The organism is Peribacillus acanthi, assembly GCF_003073175.1.
In the GTDB taxonomy this organism is placed as follows: domain Bacteria; phylum Bacillota; class Bacilli; order Bacillales; family DSM-1321; genus Bacillus_BN; species Bacillus_BN acanthi.
The window spans coordinates 177,668-182,809 of record NZ_QBBX01000007.1; the positions used below are offsets into that span (position 1 = coordinate 177,668).

The following is a 5,142-nucleotide window of genomic DNA, read 5'->3' on the forward strand; positions in this document are numbered from 1 at the left end:
ATCAATCCTCCTTTTGAAACACCAATGGGAGCCATCATTTCATTAATTGGAGTACCTTTCTTTCTGTATCTTGCTAGAAAGGGAGGAAGAAAAAGAGCATGATCAATACAAAGCAGCAAATGAAAGTACGATTTACAATGGTAGTAGCTATTGCGGTTTTGATAACAGCTTTTGTTATAAGTGTTGCAACTGGATATGTTTCTTTGACTCCATCACAGCTATGGCGCACAGTTATCGGAAACGGAACACCGAAGGAAAATTTAATATTATTTGATTTTCGCCTTCCTAGGATTGTGATCTCGATTCTAGCAGGTATGGGTCTAGCCATTTCAGGTGCCATACTACAAAGTGTCACAAGAAATCCACTTTCTGATCCAGGGATTCTCGGAATTAATGCTGGTTCAGGTCTAATGGTCGTTTTCTATGTTTTATTTTTTGGTAATGGTACGAATTTCTTATATGTTCTACCCATATTTGCATTGATAGGCGGATTAATTACTGCCGCTTTTATTTACCTTATGGCCTATAAAAAAGGTGAAGGTGCAGATCCTACTAGGTTAGTGTTAGTGGGGGTAGGGATGGCAGCTGCCATGTATGGTGCGACCTTAACGTTGGCAACCCATTTTGACCGCGAGCAATATGCTTTTATTGCAAGCTGGACAGCAGGGAAAATTTGGGGAGATAACTGGACATTTGTTCTAGCATTATTACCATGGATATTAATCTTGCTGCCTACTGTTTTTATTAAATCTAATGTACTGAACACATTGAATCTACATGAGAACGTGTCTATAGGAGTAGGCGTTAATGTGGAGAAAGAAAGACGAATCCTAATCATCATTGCGGTTGCACTCGCTTCGGCGTCTGTTTCGGTTAGTGGAGGAATAGGGTTCGTAGGGTTAATGGCTCCGCATATCGCCAGAAGTTTAGTTGGGCCGCGTCATCAAGGATTCTTGCCTTTAGCCGCTATTATTGGAGCAATCTTATTACTTGTGGCTGATACAATCGGACGAGTCTTATTAGACCCAAGTGGAATCCCGGCTGGAATTATAGTCACGGTTATCGGTGCGCCATATTTCATGTACTTATTGGCAAGAAAATAAAGTCTCTTTTATGTATGAATCATCTTTGATACCTCTTTAATTATGAATCAATAGATTAATAACCCCCTTCGTAAAAATAATGAGGGTACCCTGAGATTATGATCCAAGCAATAGATCAGACTCTTTTGAGGCACCCTCAATTTTTTGGCTCTATTTCACTTCAATAAAATCTTGTTGATGTTCATGGATGTGATTCTTTTTGACGTGGACTTTTACTTCATAGTTTCCTGGACTTGAGAATGTGTTATTCACTTTATATCTTCCATCTTTATCTTCTATTGCATCAAGGAAGAAAGGTGTCTTTTGATCTTGTTTCAAAATTTCAAATGTGACGCTTGCACCTTCAAGGGGGTGTCCCTCATTCAGCACTTTTGCAGAAAGGGTAACATCCTTATTCGCTTGAATGACAGCAGTAGGTTGGAAGTCAATGGATATTTGACTGTTATGCTCATGTTGATGAGTGTGCGCTGCATTGGTATTTTTATCAACAGATGTAACAACTATTTCTTTCTTTGGCATGGAATGCATATTTCTTGCTGTGACGTGGGCGACAATATAATAAGTTCCATCCTTTTCAAAGGTAGTTTCAGTAGAATACAAGCCTTTACCGATTGGCCTACCATCTAACATTTGACGCTTATCTTGACCTGATTTCCATATTTCGAAGATTACTTCATTTGCGTCATTTACATTTTGATTTGCAAATGTAACTAATGCCTCAATTTTTATTTTTTCATTAGTCCTAACGTTACTTGGTGTTTGGATTGATACATCAATGGATTCAACCCCTTTTGTTGTTGGTACTGCTTCTTCTTTTGTTTGCGTACATCCAACCAATAGAAATAGAAAACATAACAATAAAACACTAAATTTTTTCATTTTTTCTCCTCTTTCTTTTCTCTAGAAATATTCTTTATCAAGTTTTAACAGAAAATTCGAATTTTATAACCGAGAAAAAATAAAGATTCATATGAAGGTAAAAGATGAAATTACAACCTTATAATCCTCGTAAAAGGTTGTCAATTTGTTAAAAGAGTAATATATTTAATTGAGAATGATAATCATTATTGTATAGGTAAGGGGAGAATGATATTGAAAAACCCAGAAATTTTCGACGTGACCATAATTGGAGGCGGACCAGCAGGATTGTATTCTGCTTTTTATAGTGGGCTGAGAGAAATGAAAACAAAAATAATTGAATTTCAGCCTAAATTAGGTGGGAAAATTCATGTATATCCTGAGAAGATGATTTGGGACGTTGGAGGTCATTCTCCTCTACCAGGAGCAAAATTAATTGAGCAATTAGTAGAGCAAGGCTTAACATTTAAACCTGAAGTTCTGTTAAATGAAAAAGTAGAATCCATTGAACGTAATGAAGAAAATATATTTATACTAAAAACAGCTTCAGGTCAATTGCACTTTTCTAAAACAGTTATTGCAGCTGTAGGTAGTGGCATTTTGAACCCACAAAAGCTGAATATTGAAGGTGCGGAGAGATTTGAAGTGTCAAACTTGAATTACACGGTAAAATCAATTAAACACTTTAAAGATAAAATAGTTATCATTTCTGGTGGTGGGAATACAGCGATCGATTGGGCAAATGAGTTAGTACCAGTAGCAAAAAAGGTTTACTTAACGTATAGAAAAGATGCTCTAACAGGTCACGAAGCGCAAGTGACTCAATTAATGGAAAGTTCAGTAGAATGTATTTTTCATACATCCATTACTAAATTAATTGCTGGAGAGAATAATGAATTTATTGAAAGAGTGGAACTGACAAACCATGTAACCAATCAGATTGAATACTTGTCTGTTGACGAAGTCATTATCAATCATGGTTATGAACAAGACGCTAGCTTGTTAGCAAATAGTAAATTGGGGATCGAGATAGATAATTTTTATATTGCGGGGAATCCAAATAGCGAATCATCAGTTCCAGGGCTATATGCAGCAGGGGATATACTTAAATACGATGGAAAAATAAATTTAATAGCGGGAACATTCCAAGATGCTGCAAATGCAGTTAACAAAGCAAAACAATACATTCAACCTGACGCAAGTGATGTTGCGATGGTTTCTTCTCATAATGAGGTCTTTAAGGAACGGAACAGAGAATTGGTAAAACAATTGGTTCGATAGTATTTAATTTGTAGGAATACGGAGTAAAAGAATAAACGCAGAAAAACCATCATTTACGATGGTTTTTTTCAATTAAACTATAGGTTTATCACTATTTTTTCTATAAAAAGAGACTTGTACAAACCATTTATGCACGATTGTCATAAAGTAACAAGAGGACTAAGCAGAAAAAGGACGTGCAGTAAATGGATACCAGTGGACAACATTTTATTGTTGATGCGTATGAATGTAATGTTGAAATTTTAAATGATGCAACCGTATTAAAGGAATTAATGACGCAGGCTATTTTGGATTTGAAGATGGAAATTTTATCAACATTTTTCCATTCGTTTTCACCTCAAGGTGTAACTGGAGTACTCGTGCTTTCAACTTCTCACTTCTCGATTCATACATGGCCAGAACATGGTTATGCATCGCTGGATTTATATACATGCGGCGATCAAGAAATATGGCCTGTGTTAAAGGTGATGTTAGAAAAAATGGAAGTCAAAAGAGTATGTGTTTATGAGCTAATGAGGGGATTAAAAGCAAATCCTACACCCGTCATGAAAAGATTGAATTTATATTCAGGAGAAGGAGAAGAAAGCCCTTCCTTATTGCGGGCAAAGGAAGAGTTGGGAAATGAAAGGGACACCAAACAGTTAAAAGAATTAATAAGTGGAAATCACAACATTCTTTTTAACGGGTCCAGCCAATTCCAGGACATTGTATTGGTCGAGGCTAAAGATCTTCGATTGTATGTTGGACAAGAGTTGCAGTTCTCCTCACTGGATGAGAGCTATTACCATGAAGCATTGATATTCCCTGCTATGGAGCTGGCTAGTTCTCCAGAACGAGTACTTATCCTAGGAGGCGGTGATGGGCTAGGATTACGTGAAGTTTTAAAATATTCAACTGTTAAGCATGTAGATCTTGTGGATATTGATTCTACAATAATAAATTTAGCAAAGACTAACCCATCCCTTTTAGCTCAAAATAGTCACTCGTTTTTAGATGAGCGGGTTCAAATCCATATAGTGGATGCAAAGAGTTTTATTATGAGTAACCATCAGTCCTATGATGCGATAATCATCGACTTCCCTGATCCAATCAACTCATTCATTAGTTCATTGTATACAAAGGAACTATTTAGCCGGGTAGCTACTCTTTTATCAAAAGATGGTGTATTGGTATGCCAAGCTAATTCACCATATGATGCACCGATTGCATATTGGAGCATTGGTGAAACGATTAATTCAGCCGGTTTGAATACTCTTCCTTACAATGTAATAGTGCCTTCTTTTGGGTTATGGGGATTCCATTTGGCTGCCCACAAAGAACTAACAAAAATTCTTCCCGATCCAACTGTGCCTAATAAAACATTTTCTTCTGAGAAAGACAAGCTGTTTCGGATTCCTTCTTCAATCAAGGCGCTACGAAAACAAGCCATAGTGAATACTAATGACGAACTAAAACTACATGATTTATATCAAGAAGAAATAGAAGATATGTCTTAAGAGTGCACAATTTTTCAATTAAAATAATTTATATACTAGATAATCCGTTGATTTCCGTTCCGGGCGAACGCTTTCCGGGGTGTGACTTGAGCCTCCTCAGTCGCTATGCTCCTTGTGGGGTCTCAAGCTTCACACTCCTCCCGCAGGAGTCGTCGCCCTCCACTCCAATCAACTAAGCGGTTAAAATACAAGAAGTGACGTACAACATGATGACGAGAAACCAATTAAATGAACGTGAACAATTAGAAGTGTGGGCGATTGATCAACTTGTGCCTGATGACCATTTAGTACTAAAAATTGAGGCAGCGATTGTGCCAACAGGGACAGGTCTTATAATACACGACGACAACGAAGGAAGGGTATCGGCAATAAAAATCTAATTCATCGATTTGTGTAAAATGTCC

5 protein-coding genes are annotated in these 5,142 nt (G+C 37.0%); 4 read left to right on the plus strand and 1 reads right to left on the minus strand.

The window, feature by feature from the left end:
• Positions 1-98: 98 nt before the first annotated feature.
• Complete coding sequence (locus tag DBX25_RS09375) at positions 99-1,103, plus strand: FecCD family ABC transporter permease (protein WP_108670519.1); 1,005 nt, start codon at positions 99-101, stop codon at positions 1,101-1,103.
• A gap of 150 nt (positions 1,104-1,253) precedes the next feature.
• On the opposite strand, the gene DBX25_RS09380 is transcribed toward DBX25_RS09375, so the two are convergent.
• Positions 1,254-1,982: a FixH family protein gene (locus DBX25_RS09380; RefSeq protein ID WP_108670520.1), complete on the minus strand. Its 729-nt coding sequence runs from the start codon at positions 1,980-1,982 to the stop codon at positions 1,254-1,256.
• A gap of 213 nt (positions 1,983-2,195) precedes the next feature.
• On the opposite strand from DBX25_RS09380, the gene DBX25_RS09385 reads away from it, so the two are divergent.
• The 3 genes from DBX25_RS09385 to DBX25_RS20575 all read left to right on the plus strand — a co-directional run bounded on the left by DBX25_RS09385 (position 2,196) and on the right by DBX25_RS20575 (position 5,118).
• Positions 2,196-3,242 (plus strand): NAD(P)/FAD-dependent oxidoreductase, encoded by a 1,047-nt coding sequence (locus DBX25_RS09385; RefSeq protein WP_108670521.1) that lies wholly within the window; start codon positions 2,196-2,198, stop codon positions 3,240-3,242.
• 185 nt (positions 3,243-3,427) lie between these two features.
• Positions 3,428-4,738 carry an adenosylmethionine decarboxylase gene (speD, locus tag DBX25_RS09390; RefSeq protein WP_108670522.1) on the plus strand — a complete coding sequence of 437 codons (1,311 nt, stop codon included), beginning with the start codon at positions 3,428-3,430 and terminating at the stop codon, positions 4,736-4,738.
• Positions 4,739-4,944: 206 nt separating this feature from the next.
• Positions 4,945-5,118, plus strand: a complete 174-nt coding sequence (locus DBX25_RS20575) for a hypothetical protein (RefSeq protein ID WP_157950928.1) — start codon at positions 4,945-4,947, stop codon at positions 5,116-5,118.
• The last annotated feature ends 24 nt before the right edge of the window (positions 5,119-5,142 follow it).

What these genes read in the sequence shown, in the direction of transcription:
- DBX25_RS09375 (WP_108670519.1), top strand. Translation starts at nt 99, where the DNA reads ATGATCAATACAAAGCAGCAAATGAAAGTACGATTTACAATGGTAGTA.
- DBX25_RS09380 (WP_108670520.1), bottom strand. Translation starts at nt 1,982, where the DNA reads ATGAAAAAATTTAGTGTTTTATTGTTATGTTTTCTATTTCTATTGGTT.
- speD (WP_108670522.1), top strand. Translation starts at nt 3,428, where the DNA reads ATGGATACCAGTGGACAACATTTTATTGTTGATGCGTATGAATGTAAT.
- DBX25_RS20575 (WP_157950928.1), top strand. Translation starts at nt 4,945, where the DNA reads ATGATGACGAGAAACCAATTAAATGAACGTGAACAATTAGAAGTGTGG.